The sequence below is a fragment of the Microcystis aeruginosa NIES-2549 genome (assembly GCF_000981785.2).
GTDB lineage: Bacteria > Cyanobacteriota > Cyanobacteriia > Cyanobacteriales > Microcystaceae > Microcystis > Microcystis aeruginosa_C.
Genome location: NZ_CP011304.1, coordinates 584,812 through 610,030 on the forward strand (window position 1 = coordinate 584,812; position 25,219 = coordinate 610,030).

General features: G+C 41.6%; 19 protein-coding genes. 11 read left to right on the forward strand and 8 right to left on the reverse strand.

Going from position 1 to position 25,219, the window contains the following annotated elements; genetic code table 11:
* The first annotated feature begins 3 nt into the window (after positions 1–3).
* Positions 4–336 carry a BON domain-containing protein gene (locus myaer_RS02810; protein ID WP_046660875.1) on the forward strand — a complete coding sequence of 111 codons (333 nt, stop codon included), beginning with the start codon at positions 4–6 and terminating at the stop codon, positions 334–336.
* A 214-nt stretch (positions 337–550) separates the two neighbouring features.
* Here myaer_RS02810 and myaer_RS02815 read toward each other — a convergent pair whose 3' ends face one another.
* Positions 551–1,738, reverse strand: coding sequence for a glycosyltransferase (locus myaer_RS02815; RefSeq protein WP_046660876.1), 1,188 nt, complete (start codon positions 1,736–1,738; stop codon positions 551–553).
* A 151-nt stretch (positions 1,739–1,889) separates the two neighbouring features.
* Here myaer_RS02815 and myaer_RS02820 point away from each other — a divergent pair, with 151 nt between their 5' ends.
* The 5 genes from myaer_RS02820 to myaer_RS02840 all read left to right on the forward strand — a co-directional run bounded on the left by myaer_RS02820 (position 1,890) and on the right by myaer_RS02840 (position 9,283).
* A complete protein-coding gene (locus myaer_RS02820; RefSeq protein WP_046660877.1) occupies positions 1,890–3,113 on the forward strand; it encodes an NAD(P)/FAD-dependent oxidoreductase in 1,224 nt (407 codons plus the stop codon).
* 30 nt (positions 3,114–3,143) lie between these two features.
* Positions 3,144–4,358, forward strand: a complete 1,215-nt coding sequence (locus myaer_RS02825; RefSeq protein ID WP_080949703.1) for an S-layer homology domain-containing protein — start codon at positions 3,144–3,146, stop codon at positions 4,356–4,358.
* Between the two features lie 183 nt (positions 4,359–4,541).
* Positions 4,542–6,761, forward strand: a complete 2,220-nt coding sequence (locus myaer_RS02830; RefSeq protein WP_080949704.1) for a heavy metal translocating P-type ATPase — start codon at positions 4,542–4,544, stop codon at positions 6,759–6,761.
* A gap of 90 nt (positions 6,762–6,851) precedes the next feature.
* Positions 6,852–7,916, forward strand: coding sequence for a uroporphyrinogen decarboxylase (gene hemE, locus myaer_RS02835; RefSeq protein ID WP_046660879.1), 1,065 nt, complete (start codon positions 6,852–6,854; stop codon positions 7,914–7,916).
* A gap of 419 nt (positions 7,917–8,335) precedes the next feature.
* On the forward strand, positions 8,336–9,283 hold the full coding sequence (locus myaer_RS02840) for an NAD-dependent epimerase/dehydratase family protein (protein WP_046660880.1): 948 nt from the start codon (positions 8,336–8,338) through the stop codon (positions 9,281–9,283).
* A 189-nt stretch (positions 9,284–9,472) separates the two neighbouring features.
* Here the strand turns inward: myaer_RS02840 and myaer_RS02845 are convergent, their stop codons facing one another.
* Both myaer_RS02845 and cysC read right to left on the reverse strand, forming a co-directional pair.
* Entirely contained in the window at positions 9,473–11,200 is a 1,728-nt protein-coding gene (locus myaer_RS02845) for an ABC transporter ATP-binding protein (protein ID WP_046660881.1), read from the reverse strand.
* 560 nt (positions 11,201–11,760) lie between these two features.
* On the reverse strand, positions 11,761–12,306 hold the full coding sequence (gene cysC / locus myaer_RS02855; RefSeq protein ID WP_046663584.1) for an adenylyl-sulfate kinase: 546 nt from the start codon (positions 12,304–12,306) through the stop codon (positions 11,761–11,763).
* A gap of 210 nt (positions 12,307–12,516) precedes the next feature.
* On the opposite strand from cysC, the gene myaer_RS02860 reads away from it, so the two are divergent.
* Positions 12,517–14,685: a transglycosylase SLT domain-containing protein gene (locus myaer_RS02860; protein ID WP_046660882.1), complete on the forward strand. Its 2,169-nt coding sequence runs from the start codon at positions 12,517–12,519 to the stop codon at positions 14,683–14,685.
* A gap of 55 nt (positions 14,686–14,740) precedes the next feature.
* Entirely contained in the window at positions 14,741–15,571 is an 831-nt protein-coding gene (locus myaer_RS02865; protein WP_046660883.1) for an energy-coupling factor transporter transmembrane component T family protein, read from the forward strand.
* 9 nt (positions 15,572–15,580) lie between these two features.
* Here the strand turns inward: myaer_RS02865 and coaE are convergent, their stop codons facing one another.
* Together coaE and purC are read right to left on the reverse strand one after the other, a co-directional pair.
* On the reverse strand, positions 15,581–16,162 hold the full coding sequence (gene coaE / locus myaer_RS02870) for a dephospho-CoA kinase (RefSeq protein ID WP_046660884.1): 582 nt from the start codon (positions 16,160–16,162) through the stop codon (positions 15,581–15,583).
* Positions 16,163–16,223: 61 nt separating this feature from the next.
* Positions 16,224–16,949 carry a phosphoribosylaminoimidazolesuccinocarboxamide synthase gene (gene purC, locus myaer_RS02875; RefSeq protein ID WP_080949797.1) on the reverse strand — a complete coding sequence of 242 codons (726 nt, stop codon included), beginning with the start codon at positions 16,947–16,949 and terminating at the stop codon, positions 16,224–16,226.
* A 336-nt stretch (positions 16,950–17,285) separates the two neighbouring features.
* Between purC and myaer_RS02880 the strand changes: the two genes are divergently transcribed.
* Complete coding sequence (locus myaer_RS02880; RefSeq protein WP_046660886.1) at positions 17,286–17,582, forward strand: DUF7219 family protein; 297 nt, start codon at positions 17,286–17,288, stop codon at positions 17,580–17,582.
* An 87-nt stretch (positions 17,583–17,669) separates the two neighbouring features.
* On the opposite strand, the gene thrS is transcribed toward myaer_RS02880, so the two are convergent.
* Complete coding sequence (gene thrS / locus myaer_RS02885) at positions 17,670–19,469, reverse strand: threonine--tRNA ligase (protein ID WP_046660887.1); 1,800 nt, start codon at positions 19,467–19,469, stop codon at positions 17,670–17,672.
* 134 nt (positions 19,470–19,603) lie between these two features.
* On the opposite strand from thrS, the gene myaer_RS02890 reads away from it, so the two are divergent.
* Positions 19,604–20,524: a metal ABC transporter solute-binding protein, Zn/Mn family gene (locus tag myaer_RS02890; RefSeq protein WP_046660888.1), complete on the forward strand. Its 921-nt coding sequence runs from the start codon at positions 19,604–19,606 to the stop codon at positions 20,522–20,524.
* Between the two features lie 302 nt (positions 20,525–20,826).
* Here myaer_RS02890 and myaer_RS02895 read toward each other — a convergent pair whose 3' ends face one another.
* Both myaer_RS02895 and myaer_RS02900 read right to left on the reverse strand, forming a co-directional pair.
* Positions 20,827–21,918 carry a CobW family GTP-binding protein gene (locus myaer_RS02895; protein WP_046660889.1) on the reverse strand — a complete coding sequence of 364 codons (1,092 nt, stop codon included), beginning with the start codon at positions 21,916–21,918 and terminating at the stop codon, positions 20,827–20,829.
* Between the two features lie 102 nt (positions 21,919–22,020).
* Positions 22,021–22,458: a DUF4079 domain-containing protein gene (locus tag myaer_RS02900; RefSeq protein WP_046660890.1), complete on the reverse strand. Its 438-nt coding sequence runs from the start codon at positions 22,456–22,458 to the stop codon at positions 22,021–22,023.
* 4 nt (positions 22,459–22,462) lie between these two features.
* On the opposite strand from myaer_RS02900, the gene myaer_RS02905 reads away from it, so the two are divergent.
* Positions 22,463–25,099, forward strand: a complete 2,637-nt coding sequence (locus tag myaer_RS02905) for a M1 family metallopeptidase (protein WP_103672688.1) — start codon at positions 22,463–22,465, stop codon at positions 25,097–25,099.
* Positions 25,100–25,219: the final 120 nt, after the last annotated feature.

A 25,219-nucleotide genomic window follows, 5' to 3' on the forward strand; every position in this document is an offset into this window, starting at 1 on the left:
GCAATGGATTGGTTAAAAAGAATTTTTGGCTTAGATAAACCGGCCAATGCCTCTAGTGCGATCGCAGGTAAAGCTGCTGCTGCGGGTATTCCCCCCGAAAGAGTCGGATTAGACGGAAAATACGACGAAAGCGGCCTAGCTAAACGAGTAGTTTTAGCTTTTGACGAGACACCGGATTTAGCTGATGAAGACAAATTGTGGGTCGCTCAAACTGGCAGTAAAGTTGTACTAAAAGGCAAGGTTGCCAATCAGGCGACTTTAAATAAAATGGTGGCCATTGCCAGTAAAGTCCCTGGGGCAACCAGCGTCGATACCAGTCAAGTAACTATTGGGTGAAGTCGAACGGCTATATAGCAGTAATAGTAGGTTGATTCATGAATCAACCTACAAAGCACGACGTTTTGAAAAATTTTCAGATATTTATTCCGAGAAATCGACTAAAAACGTTGCCAGATAAGGATTTGAGAGAATGACATAAGAGAGAATGAAACAACCCTAGGGGGCAGGGGGGATCAAACCTAAAATCCATTTTTAATTTAATTATAACCAGCTAATTAGGATAAACTCGCCCTTTCCAACCTCCCCCTTGACCGCGCCAATAACGGAGGGCAGAATCCACAGTCATTAAACTATAAAAGAGGGCAATTAGGGGTAAAGTTAAAGCCCGCAGAGGGGATAATTTATATAGTCTTAAAGTCGGGCTATAGGAGAGGGCGATTAGTAATAAGGTGACGGCGCTAATTATAATAATTGATCTTTCTTTTAAGACCAATCCCCAGATTAAGCCCAAGGGGGCAGCTAAATAGGTTAAAAACATCCCGAAAATTGTCCCTATTAACCAAAGTATTGAGTAATTTAGTTGTGTAAAGGCGGTGCGTGCTACCATATTCCAAATGCTGGCTAAATCGGGATAGGGACGGAGACTATAGGTGGTTTCTGTTAATCCTAGCCAGATAGATTTATCGGTATTTTCGGGGTGATTTTGTAGATATTTTTTAACGGCAATTGCCAAGGAACAATCATCAATCAAAGCTTGTTTAAGAATCTCAATACCGCCAATTTTTTCTAGTGTATCTCGGCGAATTAAAATGCAACCCCCGGCGGCGGCTGCTATCGGGGAGTTAGGGTTATTAACTAGGGCAAAAGGATAGAGTTTCTCGAAGAAAAAAACAAAGGCAGGAATAAGAAATTTTTCCCAAAAACTGTCACAGCGTAGCAACACCATCAGGGAAACTAAAGCTTGTTTTTCTTGTACTGCTTTAGTAACTAATTGGGTTAAATTATCTGGTGCGTGGGCAATATCGGCATCGGTGAAGAGAAAATAATCGGGTGCAAATTTCTCGGTAGCCTCTGTTATTCCCTGTTTCATTGCCCATAATTTACCCGTCCATCCTATCTCTAAAGGTTGTCCATAAATAATAGTTATCTGGTCAGATTTATGAGATTGATCAGCAATTTTTTGAGCAACTTTTCCCGTACCATCACTGCTTTGATCGTCAATTAAAATAATGGAAAATTCTCCTTGATAATCTTGGTTAAAGAGGGAAGCTAAACTGATGGGTAAAACGTCGGCTTCGTTTCGTGCGGGGATAATTGCCGAGACTTTTGGATAATTTGTTAAAGGAGAAGTGACAGGATTAATTTTTTGGTTAGATAGCCAAAATTGTCCCCTAGCTAAGATTAAATATAACCAAATTATCAACGATAGAGAGGTAACTAATAATAAGAAAAATGTCATAAGATAGTCAGCTTTCGATGAGGAAATAGGGAAAAGGTCAAAAAGAGGATCAAATTTAGATGCACAAAAGCTTAACCAGTTTGGGGTTTAATAGAGGGCAATTTAGGGTAAAATAAAAGCAAGTTAGCAAGATTAACCGAGGGAGTAAATCATGGATTATGATGTAGTAATTATTGGGGGGGGACCGGCGGGAGGTCACTGTGGCAGATTATTAAGTGAAAAAGGTTATCGTGTTCTTTTAGTGGAACAACATTCTAGTTGGCAAGATAATAACTTTTCTAGTGCCGCTTCTCCCCTAGAAATTTTAGAACAATTCAATCTCCCCGAAACCGTAGTGGCTAGGTTTTGGAAAAATATCGAAATTATCTCCACTAGCATACATCATTTTTGGTCATCAGCGCAACCTTTAGGGGTAGTTTTTGATTTTGCCAAATTGCGAGAGTTTTTAGCGGCGGAAGTGCTGCGTTGGGGGGGAGAAGTTCGTTTAGGTTGTCGTTATCTGAAATATCAACAGACGGAGGATCAGCTAACTGTTTTCTTGAAATCAAAAGGCGAGAAAATCGAGACAGTTACTACTCGTTTATTGGTTGATGCTACTGGATACGCTAGAGCAGTTATGTATAAATATAGACGAGAAAAACCTGATTTTTTAAAGGGTTTAGGAATTGAATATTTAATTGCTGTGCCAGAAGGAGATTATCAAAAATATCAAGATAATTTAGTATTTTTTCTCGGTCATAAATGGAGTCCTAAAGGTTATGGCTGGATTTTTCCTATGGATAATCAGCAATTAAAAATAGGAGCTGCTTGGTTAGAGGGAGAACATCCTTATATTGATGAAGTTAAGCCTTTAAAAAGTTATATTACACAAATTATTCAAACCTATATGAATCTCTCTAAATATGATATAATCGACATTCATGGTTCTATTTTAGAATATTCGCTCAATCTGCAAGATATTTATTATCAAGAACCGAATATTATAGCGATTGGTGATGCGGTTTCTACGGTTAACTTTTTAGGAGGGGAAGGTATTCGCCATGCTATGAAAGGAGCCGAAATTGCTTGTCAATACATGGAGGAATATTTACAGGGAAAATCGAGTAGTTTTGTCGCTTATCAACAGAGGATGCAAGAATATTTTCAACCAAAATGGAATTTATCCGATCGCCTCAGTCGCAAAGTTTATTTAAAATATAGTGATGCGCGTATTGATCAAGGATTATCCTATCTCAAGCACCTTTCCACTCAGGATATAATCGACATTTTATTTTACTACAAATTTGAAAAATACACAAAAGGTTTAGGAGGATTTCTCCTGGGGAAATTACGTCAATGGTGGCGCAGAATTTTCCCTAGTCAAAAACCTGAGTAAATAGGCTAGGATAAAGCTAAGGAAACAATATTGGTAAAGACCGTGAGTAAGTTTATTCGCTACAGTACAATGATCACTCTGCTGGGCATTTTAGCAGCCTGTAGTGGCAATCCTGCCCTAGAAAATCGTCTGGCTGCCGATCCTAATCTACAAACAAATCCAATATCAGAAAACTCTCCTAATAACAAGCAATTACCCACAAATTTTCCCGCAGAAATTCCTCGATATAGTCAATCAGAATTATTATCCGTGCAGACAAATCCTGATAATACTGGTGGACAAACCCGTTGGCAATCCAACGATCCCAGCAATGCGATCGAGGCTTTTTATCAACAGGAATTAGTTAATAATAATTGGGAAATTATTACTCCCTTTTCTGGGGAGGGAGTCAATAGTACCCTAACGGCCCGTCGAGATAATTTAGAATTAACTATCACCATAACTGCCACTTCTCCCAATACCGAATATAGCCTCGATTATCGTCCAACGGGAACCCCGATTGCTTCCCCTAGTCCTTCCCCTATTTCTTCCCCTATTTCTTCCCCTTTACCCAATCTTAATCCCACCAGTTTTAACGATCTCGAATCCTTACCTAATCCCTTAAAAAGCCACATTCAAGACTTAGCTAGATTAGGAGTATTAACAGGTAATAACAATCAGTTTAACCCTAATGATACAATAACGCGCCGAGAATTTGCTCGCTGGTTGTTACAGGCTAATAATGCCATTTATGCTAATGTAGCGGGTAAACAAATCCGTTTAGCTACTCCCAATAGTTCCCCAGCTTTTAGTGATGTTAAAAATAACGATCCCGATTATATTTATATTCAAGGATTAGCGGAAGCGGGGTTAATTCCCTCTCCTTTAACGGGAGATAGTAGCGCCCTTTTATTTCGTCCCAATGCTCCTTTAACCCGGGAAGATTTAATCGCTTGGAAAGTGCCATTAGATATTAGAAAAGCTTTACCGAGTGCCAATCTTGATACGATTAAAAATACTTGGGGTTTTCAGGATACTAATAAAATTAACCCGCAGCTGGTGCGCGCTCTTTATGCCGATTTTCAAAATGCCGAACAAGCCAATATTCGGCGAGTTTTTGGTTTTACTACCCTATTTCAGCCAAAAAGACCAGTAACTCGCGCTGAAGCTGCCGCTACTTTATGGTATTTTGGTTTTCAGGGTGATGGTGTTTCTGCTGCCGATGCTTTGCAGGGTCAAGATACGCAACAGAGTGGGGTTAATTGAAATTTGTCCATAAAAATTAAGGGTGTGTTAGGAAAATACAAGCACTCTTTTTGACATTTCTTCATATCTATTCAGAAAAATTAACAAAGGATTCTTGACCCTGCAGCTAGGGGAATATTTTATCCTAAAGATATAACTCTGCTGCAGGGGATTTTCTTGCTGACTTCCGCTGCTATTAAAATTATGACCCATCAAACTCTCAAACTCGCCGGGATGAGTTGCGCTGGTTGTGCTGATTCGATCGAACGGATAATTAAATCTATCCCCGGAGTGATTCGATGTCAAGTTAATTTTGGCATGGAACAGGTGGATGTGGACTATGATCCCAAGCGTACCGATCTTAACACTATTCAAGCAAAAGTTAGTGATGCCGGTTTCCAAGCTACACCGATAACAGAAATTAATCTCGAATCCAGGCCAGAAAAAGAACTTCTCACCAAACTATCGATCGCTATTGTTATTAGTATTATACTTTTTATCGGTTCTTTGCCGATGATGACGGGTTTATCTCTATCTTTTATTCCCCACTGGTTACACGCTCCCTTATTCCAATTAATTCTCGCTACTCCCGTCCAATTTTGGTGTGGTCAAAGTTTTTATAAAAATGCTTGGAAAGCCTTTAAAAACCGCACTGCCACCATGGACACTTTAGTAGTTTTGGGAACCAGTGCCGCCTATTTTTATTCCCTGTTTTTAACCTTCGGGAGCGATTTTATCGAAAAACAGGGGTTTGATTCCCATGTCTATTACGAAGCATCAGCTATCGTCATTACTCTGATTTTACTCGGTCGTTTCCTCGAAAAACGTGCCAGAAAAGAAACGGCCGCCGCTATTAAACAATTAATGGGATTACAGGCAAAAACTGCTAGGGTAATTAGGGAAGAACAGACGCTAGATATACCAATAGAAGAGGTGAAGGTAGGAGATATAATTTTAGTGCGTCCGGGAGAAAAAATTCCCGTCGATGGCATAATTATCCAGGGCAGTTCTAGCATTGATGAATCGATGGTGACAGGGGAAAGTTTACCCGTGCGAAAAACCGTCAATCAACAGGTAATCGGTGCGACAATTAATAAAACCGGTAGCCTACAAATGCAAGCGTTACGGGTGGGAAAAGATACGGTTTTAGCTCAGATTGTCCAATTAGTACAAACCGCACAAGCATCAAAAGCACCTATACAAAGATTAGTCGATCGAGTGACCGCTTATTTTGTGCCGGTGGTGATGATTATTGCGGTAATAACTTTCTTATTTTGGATTCTCCGCACGGGTAATCTCACCCTCGCTTTGATTACAATGGTGGAAGTCCTAATTATCGCTTGTCCCTGTGCGCTAGGATTAGCTACACCTACCTCGATTATGGTGGGAACAGGACAGGGAGCAAAACAGGGAATTTTAATTAAAAATGCCGAAAGTTTAGAATTAGCCCATGGCATCACTACCATTGTCCTCGATAAAACGGGAACTCTCACCCAGGGTAAACCAACGGTGACGGACTTCTTGACTCGCGAGGGGGTGGGGGATGGACGGGAATTATCGCTGCTGCAGTTAGTCGTATCGGTGGAGAATCATTCTGAACATCCGTTAGGAGAAGCAATAGTTAAATATGGGCGGTTAAACGCCATTAAAACCCTAGAAGTAACCGAATTTGACTCAATAACTGGGGCAGGAGTGCAGGGAAAAGTCGGGTCGGATTTCGTGCAAATCGGTACACAACAATGGTTAGAACGTCAAGGAGTTGAAACAAAAGTTCTTAAAAAAGTCGCCCACGATTGGGAATGGCAGAAAAAAACCGTGGCTTGGATAGCGGTTAACGGGGGTTTAGAGGGGGTGATCGCCATTTCCGACGTTTTAAAACCTTTTTCTTCCTCAGTGGTCGCCAAGCTCAAAAAAATGGGCTTAGAGGTGATGATGATGACGGGGGACAACCTCGAAACCGCAGAGGCGATCGCCAGCGAGTTGGGTATCCGGCGCTTTTTTGCCGCACTCCGTCCCCAAGAAAAAGCCGAAAAAATTGAATATTTGCAGAAAAAAGGGAAAATTGTCGCCATGGTTGGAGATGGCATCAATGATGCGATCGCATTGGCGCAAGCGGACTTAGGTATTGCCATTGGCACAGGGACCGATGTAGCGATCGCCGCCAGCGATATAACCTTAATTTCGGGAGATTTACAGGGAATTGTGACCGCTATTGAGTTAAGTCGGGCAACAATGCGAAATATCAAAGAAAATCTCTTTTTTGCTTTTATTTATAACCTGATTGCCATTCCCATCGCTGCCGGAGTCCTCTATCCTTTTCTGCTCAATCCGATTATTGCCGGCGCTGCCATGGCTTTAAGTTCCCTTTCCGTGGTGACGAATGCCTTGCGATTGCGTCGAATTCACCCCAGGGTGGGGAGATAATTTTCGTTAACAATTCTTAAGGAAAAACCAGAAAAATTAGCTGTACGGGGGATGATACCGTAGAAAAGGCAATAGAATAATCATCCTGATATGACTGACTCCCCTGAAATACCTTATTTATTACGCGCTGCCAAAGGAGAAATCTTACCCCGTCCTCCCGTGTGGATGATGAGACAAGCAGGACGTTATATGCAGATTTATCGAGAATTGCGGGATAAATACCCCAGTTTTCGGGAAAGATCGGAAAATGCCGATTTAGCGATCGAAATCTCCCTGCAACCTTGGCGCGCTTTTCAACCGGATGGGGTGATCATGTTCTCCGATATCCTCACTCCCTTGGCGGGAATTGGTATTCCCTTTGATATTATCGAAAGTAAGGGGCCGATTATCGATTCTCCCATTCGTACTCAAGCGCAGGTGGACCAACTTAATCCCCTCGATCCCGATCAGTCTTTACCTTTTATCAAAACGATTTTAAAAACCCTGCGTCAAGAGGTGGGAAATAAATCCACTGTCCTCGGTTTTGTCGGAGCGCCTTGGACTTTAGCAGCATACGCAGTGGAAGGGAAAGGTTCTAAAAGTTATTCTGTGATTAAAGGGATGGCTTTTTCGGAACCCTCGGTACTGCACCAATTTTTAGATAAATTAGCGGATATGATCGCCACTTATGTCCGTTATCAAATCGATTGTGGGGCGCAAGTGGTACAAATGTTCGATTCTTGGGCGGGTCAATTAACTCCCCAAGATTACGATGTTTTTGCCTTACCCTATCAACAAAAAGTAGTTCGTTTGGTGAAAGAAACCCATCCCGATACACCGTTAATTCTCTACATTAGTGGCAGTGCCGGCGTTTTGGAAAGAATGGCTCAATCGGGGGTTGATATTGTCAGCGTCGATTGGACCGTCGATATGGCGGAAGCGAGACAGCGTTTAGGTAAATCGATGATGGTTCAAGGTAATATCGATCCGGGGGTTTTATTCGGTTCCCAGTCCTTTATTCGCGAGCGGATTCTTGATACTATTCGTAAAGCGGGTAATCAAGGTCATATTCTTAATTTAGGTCATGGTGTTTTGGTGGGAACTCCTGAAGATAACGTGCGTTTCTTCTTTGAAACTGCTAAACAAGCGGATAAATTATTAGCAGTTCACGCCTAGGATGTCGTGATCAAGGTTTAGGGAATAGGGGTTAGGAGGTAAGGAAATCGTCTCTAACACCCAACACCTAAGAGTGCATCTCATAATTGTAAATCTACTAAGTTGGGATTCTCTGATAACTTCTGTTGAAAAACTGTGCTTTCTAGGTTGTTTGTTTCCAACCCAGACTCTTGGGGGGTTCTACCCCCCAAACCCCCCGTCGGGGGACGAAGCGCCTCCCCCGAACCCCCCGCGCATTAGTTTTTTTGTGGGATACTTACACGCAGCTGCTGATATATTTGTAATAATTTAAGAGTCACTGACCATTACTCATTTTTGATATTTCTGCAAAGTTTAGATGCACCTCTCCAAAATCCAAACTCTTGATTCCCTTTTTACTTTCAAACTGTCCCCTAAATTCTGCCGTATCAATTAAAATAATGAAAAAAATATTTCTAACGGGTGTGAGTGGCTGTATTGGGCATTATATCGCTGAGATTTTACTGGAAAATCCCGACTATGAATTATATTTTTTAGTGCGTAATGCCGAGAAGTTAAAATTTAGTTACGAAGGGCGATCAAATGTTCATATACTTTTAGGCGATATGGAAAATATCGAGGTATATGCCGAGCTTTTAAAAACAATGAATATAGCGGTTTTAATCGCTACCAGTTGGGGAGGAGAGGAGGAAAGTTATCAGATTAATGTGGTAAAAACCCTAGAATTAATTAGTTATTTAGATGCTCAAATCTGCGAGAAAGTCCTCTATTTTTCTACTGCCAGCATTCTCAATCAAAATAACCAACTTTTGCCCGAAGCTGGGGAAATAGGAACTAATTATATCCGCACCAAATATATTTGTTATAGCAAATTTACTGACCTAGAAATTGCCGATAAAATTATCACTTTATACCCCACTTTTGTCTTAGGTGGTGACGAAAATAAACCCTATTCTCATATCTATGGTGGTTTACCGGATGTGTTGAAATATATCGGTTTAGTGCGTTGGTTTCAAGCTGATGGCAGTTTTCATTTTATCCATGCCAAAGATATAGCTCAAGTGGTGAATTATTTAATCGAAAATCCCGCACCAGAAAGCAAAATTGTCCTAGGCAATCAACGCACAACAGCTAACCAAGCAGTGGAGGAAATCTGTACTTATTTAAACAAAAAAATCTACTTTCGCATTCCTTTATCTTTAACCATTGCTAACTTTTTTATCAAAGTTTTTAACTTGCAGATGGAAGCATGGGACCGCTTTGCCATGAATTATCGCCACTTCACCCACATTAAAACCTATACTCCTGACGATTTTGGTTTAAAAAACTATTGTTCCACCCTCGATGATGTTTTAACCTTGCGAGGAATTCCCCGAAAAAAACCCTAAGTAGAGGGAACAGAAAAATATCGGCTCTCCCAGCTTTGGTGGGTAAAATGTATTCTAAGATACATTTCTCAAGAGCGAGGGGGTGGAACGAACCACAAAGACACAAAGGACACAAAGATCGATCGATCCTATGTCAATTAAACTTATCACACAGAACCTAGAAGAGCCCAACTCTTAATGCCAAATAGACTAATCTTGAAATTGTCTAGCATGAAATTGAGCGTAACGACCATTAAGATTTAATAACTCCTCGTGATTACCCACCTCAATAATTTCACCCTTTTCTAAAACTAAAATACGGTTAGCTTTTCTGACAGTTGCTAATCGGTGAGCAATAACAAATACCGTGCGCTCCGTCATAATTCTTTCTAAAGCTTCCTGCACTAAAGCTTCCGATTCCGAATCGAGCGCCGAAGTCGCTTCATCTAAGATTAAAATTCTCGGATTAGATAAAACCGCTCGCGCGATGGCGATTCTTTGTCTTTGTCCACCCGATAAATTAACACCCCTTTCTCCCACATAGGTATAGTAACCCTGGGAAAGTTCACCGATAAATTGATGAGCGTTGGCGATTTTTGCCGCTTTTTCCACCTCTTGCAGATTAAAATCTCCCTGACCAAAAGCGATATTTTGGGCTATAGTACCAGAAAAGAGAATATTTTCCTGTAAAACTACGCCAATTTGTCGCCGGAGACTTTTTAAAGTCACATCACGAATATCCACCCCATCGATTAAAATCTTGCCGGCAGTGGGGTCATAAAAACGCAATAAAAGATTAACTAAAGTGGTTTTTCCCGCTCCCGATGCTCCTACTAAAGCAATCATTTCGCCAGCGTGTGCAGTAAAATTAATATTTTTTAAAACCTGTCTGTCCTCATTGTAAGAAAAATTTACTTGACAATATTCAACTTCTTTGCTATGGAGTTGCAGATCGATCGCGTTGGGTTTTTCCGTAATTGTTGGCAAAATAGCTAACAATTCAAAAATCCGATCCATGGAGGCTTGACCCTGTTTAAATTGATTATAATTACTGGTAATATGGGCGATAGGATCGATTAACATTGCCACCGCTGCCACATAGCTAACAAAGTCAACACCAGTTAAATTCTTTTGGGAAATTTGCCAACCCGCAAGGAAGAATAAAAAGATAACTCCCATCGCTTGCAAAAATCCCACCACGACGTATTGTAAAGCTTTGGTGGATTCTGATAGGTATTGAGCGCGGCGATTTTCCTCCGCTTCTTGGGCAAAAAGCTCGGTTTGATAATCTTCAGCTGCGAAAGCTTGCACCACACGAATACCGCCAAAAACTTCGGTTAATAACGAAGAAAGATTAGATATTTTCGCCTGAGCGCGACGAGCATATTGTAATAATTTTTCACCAAAAAATCCCACCAAAACTCCTAACAAAGGAGCGATAATAATGACAGCGATTGTCAATTGCCAGTTAACAATAAACATATAGGCAAAGACGACAATTAACTGTAAGGCTGAGGGAATAAAATCATGGAAAAATTTGTTAATTACTTCCCCAATGCGATCGATATCTTCCGTTAAACGATAGGATAAATCACCGGTTTTTGCCGTTTCAAAGTAATTTAAGCCGAGGGTTTGCAGGTGTGCATAAACTTTTTTTCTTAATTCCAGGGCAATTTTTAAAGAAGCTTTTGCCATCAGGGAATCTTGCCCATACTGAGACATTCCCCGCAGCAAAAAAACCACTGCCCCCACCCCCGAAAGTGTGGCCAATGCTTGCACATTTCCCTCACCGATATATCTGGCCATTTGTCCAGCTAACCAAGCTAAAATCGGCCAAAATACCGTAAATCCGATCGTACAGATGAACGCCAAAATAATTGTTTGGGTTTGGGGACGGAGATAGGGAATGAGGTTCCAATAACTAGAGCGAGATTTCAAAATAATTTATCGCCTTTAAATATGTAGGTAGGTGTTAAAAACTGTCGGCACCCCCCTTATTAAGGGGGGATTAAGGGGGGATCAAAGGCAAAATCTATCTTCTCTTCAATTATAAATACTTACTTATTAAGTAGGTAGGCACAATTATTTGTAGGATGGGTTAGCGGTAGCGTAACCCATGCGGGCGTTGGGTTTCATGCTTCAACCCAACCTACGTTCATTTTATATTTAATTCCACCCACCTACTTAAGTATTCCTGCAAAATTAATTTGCTAGTCGAGACAGTTATCAGTTATCAGTTATCAGTTATCAGATTTAAGTTTTAAGTGAGCAGTATTAAATAGAAGTTTCCTACTGTCTTTTCACTGTTTACTGTTTACTGTTTACTGATCACTGTTTAGACAGTCTTGCACTTTAGCCAGAGATCTAATTAACTTTGCTTAGGTACTGAAAAAAAGGAGATTGACTAACAAATTGGCTTAAGGGGTTAATCGGGGAGTAGAGACGTTTTTAGTCCACGTCCCTACGATGTTTTTCAATAATACAAAGTTATGATGCGATTAAACCGCCACAGCTTGATGAATGTAGCCTAATTCCGTCAATTTGTTCCAGACTTTGGCGACACTTTCCTCTAAAGTCTCTAAATCGGTGCGGCATTCCACTTCTGGGTTAAAAGGTGGTTCATAGGGATCATCAATTCCCGTAAAAGACTTGATTTCGCCAGCACGCGCTCTTTTATATAATCCTTTCACATCGCGCTCCTCACAGACGCTTAAGGGAGCATTCACGAAAACTTCGACAAAACTGCCAATTTTACCCCTTACTTCCTCGCGAATCTCACGATAGGGAGAAATAGCTGAAACTAGGACAATCACACCGTGACGGGTGAGCAAATTAGACACAAAACCAATGCGACGGATATTTTCATCGCGATCCTCTTTACTAAATCCTAAACCTTTGGTTAGGTTCGTCCGTACTATATCGCCATCGAGAACTTCAATGGAATAGCCTTCAGCGATTAATTTTGCCTCTAATGCCTCGGTAATCGTGCTTTTCCCCGCACCGCTCAATCCCGTTAACCAAACCGTCACGCCGCGCTGTTTCATAGCAATCATTAATAATACTTAAATCCTGTTTAGCGTACCATATCTCAGGGATCAGTGATCAGTTACCAGTTATCAGATGGGAGTTTTCAGTTCACTGATTACTGATTACTGCTTACTGATAACTGAACAACCCCCAACCTGATTGAAACAAACAACCTGTCACCACGATCATTGATAATGTATGTTGAGCTACTGTCTTGAATTAAGGTAATGTTTAAGAAATTCCCCCCTCACACCCCGCTCCTTCTTGGACTAGGTTCTGGGGTTGCGCTTTTTACTCTCACCAGTCTCTTTCTCTTTCACCCGAAAATTCTCGCTTGGCTCGATCGCAATAGTGCCTCGCTTCCTAGCCAAGATCCTAACCAACCCTCTGCCGTGGTTGATAGCGCTTTCTTACCACAAACCGAGCGAGATGTCAAGTTAAAAGATGTGGCCGATGCCAATGCGCCCTCTTTAGATCGTAGTCGCGCCCGCTATCTCCTGGCTATGGATTTATTGAGAAAATATGAAGGGGGTCCGGCTTTAAAACAATTAGAAGGCTTAGAAAAACAATATCCTGTCCTCGCTCCCCAGATTCTCCTCAAACAGGGACGAGCCCAGGAATTAAGCAATGATAGTGAAAGAGCGCGAGAAATTTGGCAAAAATTAATTAAAACCTATCCCCAATCGCCCGTAGTGGCGGAAGCTTACTACTCTTTGGGCAAATACGACCCCAGTTATCAGGAAAAATTGCTCAAGGAATACCCCCGACACCCGCGCACTTTGGCTTTAATTCGCCAACGTCTTCAAGAAAATCCCGATCAATTTCCCCTATGGTTACAGTTAGCCAAGGCTAATCCTTTTGATCCTACCCTCAATCAAGCCCGCGATCGTTTGGTGAAAGACTACGCCGAGCAGTTGACTCCAGCGGATTGGGCAATGATTGGGGCGGGTTATTGGCAGTCTGGATTGTACGAAAAAGCCTATAAAGCCTACGCTAAAGCCACTCCTAGCCCCGAACAAGCCTATCGTTACGCCCGCGGGCTACAAATTGCCAAAAAACTGCCAGAAGCTCGCAGCGCCTACCAAAAATTAATTAAAACCTATCCCCAGGCCCCAGAAACCGGTTTAGGATTACTGCGACTCGCCCAGATTTCTCCTAACCGCGATGCCATAGCATATCTCGATCGCATTGTCAAGCAATTTCCCGATCGCGCTCCGGAAGCTTTGGAAGCGAAGGCCAAATTACTCAACTCAACTAATGCCCAGGCCGCTAGTCAAACATGGCAGACTTTATTAAATAAATACCCAAAATCCGACGAAGCCGCCGATTATCGCTGGTTAATGGCCCAAAGAGCCGCTAAATCCGGTGATTACGCCAAGGCGTGGCAGTGGGCGCAGCCAATTGCGGTTAATAATCCCGATAGTCAAACTGCCCCGAAAGCGGCCTTTTGGGTGGGAAAATGGGCGCAAAAACTCGGCAAAAACCAAGAAGCAAAACAAGCTTTTACCTACACTATTTCTCGTCATCCCCATTCCTATTATGCTTGGCGCTCGGCGGTTTTATTAGGTTGGGACGTGGGGGATTTTACCACTGTCCGCTCCTATAATCCTACCACCGTCAAACCCGCCACTCGTAACGATCCCCCCGCTGGTTCGGAAGCTTTCAAGGAATTATATCGAATTGGTGAAGATACGGATGCTTGGAATCTCTTCCAAGCAGAAATTGTCGATCCTTGGAATTTAACCGTTGACGAACAATTTAACCTCGGTGTCTATAAACTCTCTCGCAATCAAAATTTAGAAGGAATTAACCTGATTTGGCGCTTGCGAGAAAGAGATACCCCAGAGGAAAGGGAAGCATGGAAAGCCCTGCGACAAAATGATAAATACTGGCACGCTTTATTCCCCTTTCCCTACTACAATAGCATCCTACAATGGTCAAAAGATAGACAATTAAATCCCCTGCTCGTGACGGCTTTAATCCGGCAAGAATCCCGCTTTGAAAAAGAAATTCGTTCTCCTGTGGGGGCAGTGGGATTAATGCAAATTATGCCCGATACGGGTAAATATATCGCGGGTAATACTGGCAATAAAAGTTATTCTTTAACTAATCCCGAAGATAACATTATGATGGGGACATGGTATCTCGATTATACCCACGGCAAATTCGCTGGAAATTCACTTTTTGCCGTGGCTAGTTATAACGCCGGACCTGGGGCAGTTTCCAAATGGAAACAGCGTTTTGATTTTAGCGATCCCGATCAATTTGTCGAGAATATTCCCTTTAGAGAAACTAAGGGTTATATAGAATCGGTGTTTGGTAATTATTGGAATTATCTCCAGATTTATAACCCCGAAATTCAAGAGCAAATGAAGAGAATTACTAACCCTTCCTAGGGGATTGATGGGGATGGGTAATTAACTCATTCCCTTACTAACTTTTTTCTTAATTATGCAATCATTTAACTGGCAAACCGTCGATCAAGATTCTCCTTTTACTCGCCTAGATTTTCGGACAAAATTAACCATGATGATCGTGGTTACTCTCATCGCTTTTACTTGGGAAAGTCCCCTCGCTGGCGGTTTACTAACTCTTATTGTCGCTTTAGCTTGTCTCTGGGCGGGGGTAAAATGGTCTTATCTCCTCACCATTTTTAAATTCATGGCTCCTTTTTATCTATTCTTATTAATTACCATGGGATTTTTTAATGTGGAACAGGTAAAAGCTTTAACGGGAAAAACTGAATTAACTCCCTTATTAACTATCGGTTCTGCTCAAATGACTGTCGAGGGAACCCTCTACGGTTTAAATGTGATCTTTAAAACTCTCACCATGGTTTTAATTATTCCCCTCGCTATTTTTACCACTGATATAAATCAGATGATGGTGAGTTTAACTAAAGCCAGAATTCCCTACAAAATAGTCTTTATTTTTTCCTCTACCCTGCGTTTATTTCCTCTCCTAGTAGAAGAATCTCGCTCGATTATTTCTGCTCAAAGATTACGAGGATTAGCAATAGAAAAAATGGGTTGGTTACAAAAAGGAAAAATTTATGCTTCTATCGCTGTACCTTTAATTTTAAACGCTATGGCTAAATCGCAAAAATTAGAGGTAGTTCTACAGGCTAAGGCTTTCTCTGGTGATCCCGATCGCACATTTTTACAGGAATCAATCTTAACCAATAAAGACTATTTATTAATTATTGGCTTTCTATTTTTATTGGTTTTGGCAATTATTCTCTATGTAAAATTCGGGGTGGGAAAATTTGCCTGGTTGTTTTAAGATTAATCCCTATTGTATAGCTCGATCGATCTGGGGATATAAAGCTTCTAAATCCCCGGAATTGTCCAAAACAATATCAGCTAAGGCAATTTTTTCGGCTAAAGGCATTTGATTATTAATCCGAGCGATCGCTTGTTCCCTAGTTAAGTTATTTCTAGTCATTAAGCGTTGAATTTGTTGCTCTAAACCGCAGGAAACCACCCAAATCTCTGTGACTAAATAGGTTAATTTGGCTTCAAATAATAAAGGTATGGAAAAAACAACTATCGGGGCTTCTAACTGCTCTAAATGCCGCTTAAAACATTCTCTAACGTAGGGATGAATCTGACTTTCTAACCAGATTTTTTCCTCGGGATTATTAAAAATAATCTCTCCTAACTGTTGGCGATTAAGGGAATTATCCTCAGTTTTAACTTTTCTGCCATAACGCACAAAAATTCTCTCTAAAATTGCCGAACCCTTTTCCACTGCTTCCCGGGCATAAATATCCGCATCAAGGACGGGAATTTTGTAGATATTTTCTAAATAATTGGAAACCGTGGATTTACCACAGGCTATTCCCCCTGTTAACCCGATAATTCTTCTCGACATAAATTATTAAATTGCTAATCTCAATTAAGGTGCGTTACGCGCTCGCTAACACACCCTAAAGTTATAAACTCTCTATCTGTTGTAAAACTCTTGCTTGTACTTGTTGATAGGCAGTTTCCACATCTCCTAAATCGCGACGAAAACGATCCTTATCGAGAATACGCGCTTGGGCATCCTCTTGGGTTTTATCCCAGAGACGACAGGTATCGGGGCTAATTTCATCACCTAGATAAATTTTGCCCGTTTTATCAACTCCAAATTCTAACTTAAAATCGACGAGAATAATCTGGCACTTATCAAAAAATTCCTGTAGATATTGATTGATTTGCAGGGCTAAATCTCGTAACTGATTGACTTGCTCCTCGCTGGCAATATCGATCACTTTTATGCGATCGGGCGTTAACAAAGGATCGCCCAAAGCATCATCCTTGAGGTAAAATTCTACGAGAGGAAAAGGTAAAACTTTCCCCTCCTTTAATCCCGTTTGCTTGCACAAACTCCCAGCGGCGATATTTCTGACTACTACTTCCAAGGGAATGATTTTAATCGCCTTGACGCGCATTTCCCTAGAACTAGGGCGATCAATATAATGGGTAGCTATTCCTAGGGATTCTAACCATTGAAATAGGGCAGTGGAGACAGTACAGTTAATTTCTCCTTTGCCGACAATTTGCCCACGTTTTTGGGCATTAAAAGCGGTGGCATCGTCTTTGTAATAAGTAAGGAGAATATCGGGATCATCGGTTTGATAGAGAATTTTGGCCTTGCCTTCATAGAGTTTTTCCATAGTTATCATCCTCGGCAATTGATAAACGAAAATCGATGGTTAATCAGATAGCGGCAGCAGCAAATTTTGGCGATCAACCTAGACAAAAAATTTATATCATCGGGGAGATGATTGTTGAAAAAAATAATGTATAATTGCTGCTTAAAGATAACTGTCAACATTTTGCGACCGAATCTTAACCTATAACCAAAAAGTGTCACGATTTAAGTGTCAATTTTTGGCGAATCAGCAAAGTTTCTACTTAAATCCTCAATGATAGCCAACAACTGATATTATCTCCCATTACCATTACCGAAAAATCTAAAGAAATTCCGCAAAATTACCCGCCGTCGCCCTATGAATCAGAATCCTCCTAACGATGATAACCCGAATCTCCCCGATCGCCGCAAGGAGAATTTTCTCTATCCTCGCGCCCCCTACTATGGAGAATTTAAGCCAGAAAACTTGCTATTTAACGCCAATTTACAGGAATTTGCCCAAAAAGTCAGTTTTATTTGTAATCTGGAAACCGGGGGCAAAATCAGTTCTCTAGAAGCCTACCAAAAAATTAAAGCCCTCTGGAAAGACTTAAAACAGAGCAAAAAAGGCCTAGGCATTGGGGAAAATCCCTTTAAAAAAGATGATGATACCTAAAGGGTAATCAATAAAAATCTCCTGGGTTGATCAAAAATACTGGGACAGAAATATTTTCTGTCCCCATAGAATTAGATAAGCAAACGCTTAAAAATTACCGTGATTTTGGATGGCACTTTCTAATTTTGCCACCACTTCCTCGACGCTAATTACTCCTAAATCGCCCGTGGCACGGGTGCGAATACTTAAACTATTACTTTCCATTTCCTTTGCCCCCACCACTGCCATCACGGGGATTTTTGCGGTTTCAGCATTGCGAATCATTTTACCCAAACGTTCGCCACTGGTATCGGTTTCGGCCCGAATTCCTAACAATTGCATTTTCGCTGTCACCTCTTTAGCGTAATCCAATTGACTATCACTAACCGGTAATAATCGTATCTGGACAGGGGCTAACCAAAGAGGAAAATCCCCCGCGTATTCTTCGATTAAAATACCGATTAAACGTTCCAAAGAACCAAAGGGGGCGCGATGAATCATCACCGGACGTTTACGATTACCATCTTCGGCAACGTATTCTAGTTCAAAACGTTCGGGTAAATTATAATCTACCTGTACCGTTCCTAACTGCCATTCTCTTTCGAGGGCATCTTGGAAAATAAAGTCTAATTTTGGACCATAAAAAGCCGCTTCTCCAGGAGCCTCAAAATAATCCATCCCCAAAGTTTGCACCGCTTTTCTAATCGCTGATTGTGCCTTTTCCCAAGCGTCATCGGAACCGATATACTTATCCGATTCGGGGTCACGAAAACTCAATCGCGCCTTAAAATTCTTTAATTGTAAACTCTTAAACACCGTCAAAATTAAATCAACAACGCTTAAAAATTCCTTGTCTAATTGTTCGGGAGTGACAAACAAATGGGAATCATCGACGGTAAAACCGCGAACTCTAGTTAATCCTCCCAATTCTCCCGATTGTTCGTAACGATAAACTGTCCCGAATTCCGCCAAACGCATCGGCAATTCCCGATAGGATCTCAAATCACTTTTATAGATTTGAATATGAAAAGGACAGTTCATCGGTTTAAGCACAAATCCTATTTCCTTACTAGCAGATTCCTCATCGTCTGCCATCATGGGAAACATATCTTCTTTGTACTTTTGCCAGTGACCGGAAATTTTAAACAAATCCACGCGAGCAATATGGGGAGTAACTACGGGTAAATAACCGCGTTTTAACTGTTCTTTTTTCAGAAAATCTTCTAACAAAGAACGAATTAAAGTTCCTTTGGGTGTCCATAAAGGCAATCCAGGACCGACAGAATCAGAGAAAATAAATAAACCTAATTCTTTGCCTAATTTCCGATGGTCACGTTTTAGTGCTTCTTCCTTGCGGCGCTTGTATTCGGCTAATTGTTGGGGATTTTCCCAAGCTGTGCCGTAAATGCGCTGTAATTGGGCTTTATTTTCATCCCCGCGCCAATAAGCACCCGCTACCGTCTCTAATTCGATCGCCTTCGGGTCTAGTTCACTTGTATTATCTAGGTGCGGACCGGCGCACAAATCCCACCAAGCGTCCCCAAGATGATAAAGGGTGATGGGTTCTTGAATTCCCGCCAGAATTTCCAGCTTATAGGCTTCATTAATCGCTTTAATGCGCTTTTCCGCCTCTTCCCGAGAAACTTGCTCGCGAATCACTGGCAGTTTTTTATTGATAATTTTGACCATCTCTTTTTTGATTTCCTTGAGATCCTTATCGGTAAAAGGTTCTGGCACATCAAAATCGTAGTAGAATCCAGTTTCAGTCCAAGGCCCGATAGTAACTTGGGCTTTCGGGAATAATTTCTGCACCGCCATGGCCATCACATGGGAGGTGGTGTGACGAATGCGCTTGAGGTGGTCGGATTCGCTGGTTTTCGGGAGTTTAATCGGGGCTTGGTTATCCATGTCTTTTGAATTTACACCTTCTCTATTCTCTATTTTAATGGTAAAAGGAGTCTTTAGTCAGGAAAAAAATCAAGATAGATATCAATGCCATTTACCCTCATCTCTAACCCCTAAACCCTCATCTCTATTTCCCGATGAAAAAACTAATTTTATCCTGTTTATTTTTGGGATTGGTTGCTTGTAATCCCTCGGTTAATACCACCGATAACCAAAAACCCAAGGTAATCTCCACTAGCACAATTATCGCCGATTTAACCGCACGAGTGGGCGGTGAAGAAATTGACCATCAAGACATTTTAAAACCGGGGGATGATCCCCACGTTTATGAACCAGTTCCCGCCGATAGTGTCGCTTTAGAAAAAGCCGATTTAATTCTCTATAACGGTTATAATCTCGAACCGGGGTTAATTAAAATGATCAATTCTACGGGGATTAAGGCGAAAAAAGTGGCCGTGGGAGAAGCAATCAAGCCTTTACAACTGGCAAAAGAGGGGCAGAAAGTCCCCGATCCCCACGTTTGGGGTTCGGCGAAAAATGGGATAATCATGGTGGAAAAAATCCGAGATCAATTGATTGAATTAAGTCCCGAAGATAAAGGGATTTTTACTGCAAATGCCGCCCAATTAATCGCAGAATTAGAAAACCTTGATCGCTGGATTGCTGCGGCTATTGAAACTATCCCCCCTTCCCAAAGACAATTAGTCACCACTCATGACGCTTTTCAGTATTATGCTCATGCCTATGGTTTAAAAGTAGCGGGAACTTTAATTGGTATTAGTACCGAAGAACAACCTAGCGCCCAAACAGTGAAAAATCTAGCCGATGCTATTAAAAATCTCCAGGTTGCTGCTATCTTTGCCGAGACCACTATTAATCCCGCTTTAATTACCACGGTAGCGGAAGAAGCGGGGGTGAAATTAGCACCACAACAATTATATTCTGATTCGATCGGCGCGGTGGGTACTAGGGGGGATAGTTATGTAAAAATGCTGAAAGAAAATACGCGCTCGATCGTAGAATCTTTAGGGGGAAAAGTACCTCAAGAAGGTCAATAGACCTCTTGTAAAAATCAAAAAATTGTCCTTAGAGTCAGGAGTTAGGAAGGCAGAAATACCGACAATCAGCAATTATCGGTGACTTTTAGATGATGACAAATGGATCAGCAGCTGCCTGTAAGCATCCCACCGAAAAGCTAATGCGCGGGGGGTTTGGGGGCGGCGCCACGCCCCCAACGGGGGGTTTGGGGGGTAGAACCCCCCAAAAGCTTGGATTGAGGGAAAAAATCGAAAGTAACGCCCGACTTTAGCAGAGAGTTTCCCCTTAAAAATCCCAACTTAGTAGATTTACAAAGCGGGGTTTATTTCCCAAATCCTTTACCGCGATTGACAGCAGGTAAACTGAGACAATTGTTAATCTGTTCTTTTAGGGTTTCATGATCGAGATTTTGACCGATAAGAACTAGCTGATTTTTCGGACTACCTTTCCATTCGTCATCTTCGAGAGTGAAACGTTTACCACTAAGGTGGAAAATATGACGTTTAGGACTTTCATCAAACCAGAGAATACCCTTAGCGCGGAAAACGCTTTCCGGTAACTGATTATCGAGGAAATATTGGAACTTCCGAATCGAAAAAGGTTGGTCACTAGCAAAGGAAATAGAAGTAAATCCATCCACCTCTAAATGATTGGAATGGTCGTGATGATCATGATCGTGATCATGGTCGTGATCATGATCGCAATGGTCGTGATCGTGGTCGTGGTGATCATGGTCGTGGTGTTCTTCTTCTGTGTCGAAATATTTATCCGATTCAAATAGTCCGACGCTGAGAATTAAGGGTAAAGGGACTTGACTTTTGCTAGTACGAAGAATTCTCGCTCCTTCCTTCATGTCCCGGATTCTTATTTCTAAAGAATCCACATCCCCTTCATCCACTAGATCGGTTTTATTGAGAACAATAATATCACCGTAGGTGATTTGACTTAAGGCCGCTTGCGAGTTGAATAAATCGAGACTGAAATTGGCACAATCCACCATGGTGACAATGGAATCTAAACGGGTCATTTCGCGTAATTCCGTCCCTAAAAAGGTTAAGGCTACCGGTAAAGGATCGGCTAATCCTGTGGTTTCTACGACTAAATAATCGATTTTTTCGGGACGTTCGAGAATTTTATAAACCGCTTGAATTAAATCCTCGTTAATCGTGCAGCAAATACAGCCATTATTTAATTCTACCATGCTGTCATCACTGCTGATAATCAGTTCGTTATCGATACCGATTTCACCGAATTCATTGACAAGAACAGCAGTTTTTAATCCCTGTTGATTGCTGAGAATATGATTGAGAAGAGTAGTTTTACCACTACCCAGAAACCCAGTAATAATTGTTACCGGTAGCCCTTTTTTTGGCACTGACATCGTGTTAATAGCTTGTGATTCGACGGTTTGCATAATGATTTGGGGGTGAGTATTCTGTCACTAAAAAGCGATTTGTCGGGATGAGATGGCTAGTTTTTCTTGATCAAACAGTCTCCACTCGATCGCCGACTATTTTTATTGTAGATATTTTTGGACTACATCCCATCCTGTTAGGGTAACAAAAAGAAAACCAAGAAACAATAAAAGATTAGTGCCGATGTGGAGAGACCGCGCTAGAGGTGGACGAGTTGTAATGTTCAGGCCGCTAATTGCCGAAACAAAAACCAGAAAAACCACCGATAAACCCGCTATCAGGTGGGAAGAGTGGCCTAAACTGCCATAATGACCGATTGTTCCCACTAATCCGATTCCCAGCAGAATTAAGACCAAAGCAACCATGATCAGGCCGCTGAGGAGATGAAAGGATCTTAACCATTTTGGTCGAGATTGGCCCGCAAGTCGTCGATAACCCATGTTTACCCCCGAAACTGCCAGTAAAAAATAGGCAAAGAGGGCAAATCCCATCGACCAAGCGGCAATTTTCCATAACCAGAGAAAGGAGGGGAGATTCATAGGGGTGGGATTATTGTTAGCAAGGAAAGGGACGACCGATCGTGTTAATTTAAGTTTACCGGACAAAAATCAGCAAGTTAGGGCTAATATGTCTCATCTCACCATCGACACGGAAAATAATCAGCGTCAACCCTTTGAATTACCGGGGGCTAAACCCCATTATAACCCCGATCGACCCGGACAAGTTAATCATATTTTTCTCGATTTAATTATTGATATTCCCCAACAAAGTTTTCAGGGCAGCTGTCAGATTACCCTCACTCCCATTCGTCAGGGAATTAGCAGTTTAACTCTGGATGCGGTGGATCTAAATATTAATTCTGTGTTTATTGAAGGTATCAGTCAACCCTTTGACTATGATCGTTCTCTCCTGACCATTCATCTGTTACAACCCACCACCGATAAACCGATTATCCTGACGATTAACTATCAGGTTAAGCAACCACAACGGGGATTATATTTTATCGGACCTGATGAATATTATCCCGATAAACCGATTCAAGTTTGGACCCAGGGAGAAGATGAAGATTCTCGCTTTTGGTTTCCCTGTTTTGATTACCCCGGCCAATTAGCCACCTCCGAAATTCGGGTTAAAATTCCCCAACCCTATATCGCTATTTCTAACGGAGAATTAATCTCGGTGGCAACCGTTGGTGAAGACAGAATTTATCACTGGTCACAAAAGCAAATTCATCCTACCTATTTAATGACTCTTGCGGTGGGAGATTTTGCCGAATTATGCGACTCATGGAATGGTGTTCCCGTTACTTATTATGTGGAAAAAGGACGGGAAGAAGAGGGACAAAGAAGTATGGGTAAAACTCCCCGCATGATCGAGTTTTTTAGCCAAAAGTTTGGTTATCCCTATCCCTATCCTAAATACGCGCAAGTTTGTGTAGATGATTTTATCTTTGGTGGGATGGAAAATACTTCCACCACAATTTTAACCGATCGCTGTTTAATTGATCAAAGAGCCAGCATCGATCATACTTGGACAGAAAGCTTAGTTGCCCATGAATTAGCTCATCAATGGTTCGGTGATTTAGTGGTGATTAAACACTGGTCTCACGCTTGGATTAAAGAGGGAATGGCTTCCTATTCTGAGGTTTTATGGACAGAATCGGAATACGGAAAAGCAGCTGCTAGTTATTATTTATTAGGGGAAGCAAGAAGTTATTTAGAAGAAGATACTTCCCGCTATCGTCGTCCGATTGTTACTCATGTTTATCGAGAAGCTATCGAACTTTATGATCGTCATCTCTACGAAAAAGGTGCTTGTGTTTATCACATGATCCGCTCTATTTTAGGGGAAGATTTATTCGCAAAAGCGATTCATACTTTTGTGCGGGATAATGCCCATAAAACCGTGGAAACTGTGGACTTATTACGGGCGATCGAAAAAGCGACCGGCTACAATTTATTATTCCTCTTTGATCAGTACGTTTATCGCGGTGGTCATCCCGATTATAAGGTCGCTTACAGTTGGGACAATGAGAATAATTTAGCCCAATTAACTGTCACCCAAACTCAGGATGAAAAGGAACTATTCGACTTGAAAATTCCCGTCGCTTTTGCCTATCTCAACTCTGAAGACCTTACCTACAATCTGCGGATTCACCAAAAAGAACAAACTTTCTATTTTCCCCTAGCACAAAAGCCCGATTTTGTCAAGTTCGATCGGGGTAATAATTTCCTCAAAACCGTCACTCTTGAGTATCCCATCGGCGAATTAAAAGCGCAATTACAACAGGATCCCGATCCGATTTCCCGTATCTATGCAGCGACGGCCATTGCTAAAAAAGGCGGTTTAGAAGCGATCGAAGCTTTAGGGAGAGCCCTAGAAAATGAGCCTTTTTGGGGGGTGCGTGTGGAGGTGGCCAAACAGTTAGCAACTCTTCGGTTAGATCAGGCGGTTACTGCTTTAATTAAAGGTTTAAACGATGAAAAAGCACAAGTCCGTCGGGCAATTGTCGAGGGATTAAGTGAAATTAAAACCTTAGATAGTTATAATGCGCTTAAATCCCTATTAGAAACTGGAGATGCTAGTTATTATGTGGAAGCGGCCACGGCGCGAGGATTAGGCTCCATGGCCGTGGGACAATTGCAAAATAAAGAAGGGGAAATTATTGACCTGCTCAATCATATTTTACAGTCAAGAAAGGGGTGGAATGAGGTAGTAAGAGCGGGCGCAATTGGCGGTTTAAGCCAGTTAAAAACCTCGCCGGCGGCTTTGGAGTCAATTTTGACCTACACGGCTTTAGGCACGCCTCAACCCCTGAGATTAGCCGCTATCCGCGCCCTGGGAGCGATTTCTTCGGGACAAACCACCGACAAATTAACCGTAATTTTGGAACGTTTAGAAACTATTGCCAAGGAAACTTTTTTCTTGACGCAGGTGGCAGTGTGTAACGCTTTAGGACAGATAGAAAATGCCAAAGCTATCGCTATTTTACAAGCTTTGAGCGATCGAACTCCCGATGGTCGCGTGCGTCGTGTAGCGGAGGAAGCAGTACAAAAAGTCCAGAAAAAATTAGGTTCCGACAAAGCAATTCAGGAAATTCGCGAGGAATTAGAAAAAATGAAACAGGAAAATCAGGAACTTAAAAGTCGTTTGACCAAATTAGAGGCGAAAAATAGTTAGTTAACCTGAGTGATCAGTTATCAGTCAATATCAATACTTATCAGTCAGTGCAACAGAAAGCTGGTTTCTGGTAAATATCTAAATTAAAGCTCAGATTTTTTGTTAAGAAACCCGCTTTCT

What these genes read in the sequence shown, in the direction of transcription:
- myaer_RS02895 (WP_046660889.1), bottom strand. Translation starts at nt 21,918, where the DNA reads ATGCAAACCGTCGAATCACAAGCTATTAACACGATGTCAGTGCCAAAA.
- myaer_RS02810 (WP_046660875.1), top strand. Translation starts at nt 4, where the DNA reads ATGGATTGGTTAAAAAGAATTTTTGGCTTAGATAAACCGGCCAATGCC.
- myaer_RS02830 (WP_080949704.1), top strand. Translation starts at nt 4,542, where the DNA reads ATGACCCATCAAACTCTCAAACTCGCCGGGATGAGTTGCGCTGGTTGT.
- cysC (WP_046663584.1), bottom strand. Translation starts at nt 12,306, where the DNA reads ATGAAACAGCGCGGCGTGACGGTTTGGTTAACGGGATTGAGCGGTGCG.
- hemE (WP_046660879.1), top strand. Translation starts at nt 6,852, where the DNA reads ATGACTGACTCCCCTGAAATACCTTATTTATTACGCGCTGCCAAAGGA.
- myaer_RS02865 (WP_046660883.1), top strand. Translation starts at nt 14,741, where the DNA reads ATGCAATCATTTAACTGGCAAACCGTCGATCAAGATTCTCCTTTTACT.
- myaer_RS02820 (WP_046660877.1), top strand. Translation starts at nt 1,890, where the DNA reads ATGGATTATGATGTAGTAATTATTGGGGGGGGACCGGCGGGAGGTCAC.
- myaer_RS02815 (WP_046660876.1), bottom strand. Translation starts at nt 1,738, where the DNA reads ATGACATTTTTCTTATTATTAGTTACCTCTCTATCGTTGATAATTTGG.
- myaer_RS02880 (WP_046660886.1), top strand. Translation starts at nt 17,286, where the DNA reads ATGAATCAGAATCCTCCTAACGATGATAACCCGAATCTCCCCGATCGC.
- coaE (WP_046660884.1), bottom strand. Translation starts at nt 16,162, where the DNA reads ATGTCGAGAAGAATTATCGGGTTAACAGGGGGAATAGCCTGTGGTAAA.
- thrS (WP_046660887.1), bottom strand. Translation starts at nt 19,469, where the DNA reads ATGGATAACCAAGCCCCGATTAAACTCCCGAAAACCAGCGAATCCGAC.
- myaer_RS02890 (WP_046660888.1), top strand. Translation starts at nt 19,604, where the DNA reads ATGAAAAAACTAATTTTATCCTGTTTATTTTTGGGATTGGTTGCTTGT.
- purC (WP_080949797.1), bottom strand. Translation starts at nt 16,949, where the DNA reads ATGGAAAAACTCTATGAAGGCAAGGCCAAAATTCTCTATCAAACCGAT.
- myaer_RS02860 (WP_046660882.1), top strand. Translation starts at nt 12,517, where the DNA reads ATGTTTAAGAAATTCCCCCCTCACACCCCGCTCCTTCTTGGACTAGGT.
- myaer_RS02840 (WP_046660880.1), top strand. Translation starts at nt 8,336, where the DNA reads ATGAAAAAAATATTTCTAACGGGTGTGAGTGGCTGTATTGGGCATTAT.
- myaer_RS02900 (WP_046660890.1), bottom strand. Translation starts at nt 22,458, where the DNA reads ATGAATCTCCCCTCCTTTCTCTGGTTATGGAAAATTGCCGCTTGGTCG.